Genomic DNA, 1248 nt, shown 5'->3' with positions numbered 1-1248 from the left:
CACAGGCCAAGCCTGGCAGGGCTTGTTGCGTTCGTTGCTTTTTATTTCAACTGTCAATGGTAATAACGGCCACCGAGCAAACGTAAACCCGATGCGCCGGTAACCGCAGGCAGGTTGCCGGGTAGCTTCAACATATTTTGTCTTGCTAACCAGGCAAAGGCGATAGCTTCTACCCACTGAGGATCAACACCAAGCCCCGAGGTTGATCCCAGCCTTGTGCCGGACATTTCTTCTTTCAGCATTGCCATCAGGGTGTTGTTATTGGCACCGCCTCCACAGGTAAACACTTCATCAGTATCGGGGGTATGCTGCTGCACGGCATCGGCAATGCAACGAGCCGTTAAGCGACAGAGTGTTGCCTGTATGGTGGACGGGGACAGCCCACGAAAGCCTTCAAGCATTGCGTTGAGCCAGGCAGGGTTGAACAGTTCCCGGCCAGTGCTCTTGGGAGCGGGTAACCGGAAAAAGGGTTCACTCAACATGGTCTCCAGCAGAATCGGGTCATGGGGCTCCTGAGCAGCATGAAAGCCATCCTGATCATAAGGTTGCCCCCACTGCTGTTGGCACCAATAGTCCATTAAAAGGTTCCCGGGACCGGTATCAAAGCCGGTTACGGCGTTTTGCTCACTGTTTTCAGCGGGCAAGATCGATATATTGCTGATACCGCCAATATTGACGATTACCCGGTGGCAAGTTTCGCTGGTAAAAACTGCACGGTGAAAGGCGGGTACCAGCGGGGCCCCCTGACCACCGGCGGCCATATCCCGGCGTCTGAAGTCGGCAATAACGGTAATACCGGTCTGCTCTGCCAGGATATTGGGGTCACCGACCTGCAGGGTATAGCCTGATTCGGGTAGGTGTCTGATGGTTTGACCATGACAGCCAATGGCCCTGATTTGATCAGCGGTCAGTCCTGCTTTGTCCAGCAGCCCATTGACCGTTTCTGCGGCTACATAAGCGATGGCCGGATCCACTTCAGCCAGCAAACGAATTTCATCATGACCTGGCTGACAGAGCTGCTGAATTTTTTGCTTCAGTCCGGCGGGCCATTCAGTACTGTGGCTGGCCAGGAGTGTTGGACTCTTTCCATCAAAGTGAACAGCGGCAGCATCCATGGCGTCCAGGCTGGTACCTGACATAAGCCCTATATAGATATCTGACATGGTTCGCCTCTGGAAGGAAGGTTTATTGAGCCATTATTGTTAACCACAAATGCCCATGGCGCGAGAAAATGTTTTGCGCCACCCT

1 protein-coding gene is annotated in these 1248 nt (G+C 53.5%); it reads right to left on the bottom strand.

The features are described 5' to 3' along the window. Nucleotides 1-53: 53 nt before the first annotated feature. A complete protein-coding gene (locus KDK15_RS05055; protein WP_257294277.1) occupies nt 54-1163 on the bottom strand; it encodes an anhydro-N-acetylmuramic acid kinase in 1110 nt (369 codons plus the stop codon). Nucleotides 1164-1248 lie beyond the last annotated feature (85 nt).

The sequence above is a fragment of the Endozoicomonas sp. YOMI1 genome (assembly GCF_024606345.1).
Lineage (GTDB): Bacteria > Pseudomonadota > Gammaproteobacteria > Pseudomonadales > Endozoicomonadaceae > Endozoicomonas.
The sequence above is the reverse complement of the archived record's forward strand: the minus strand, read 5'-3'. Positions and strand labels throughout refer to the sequence as shown.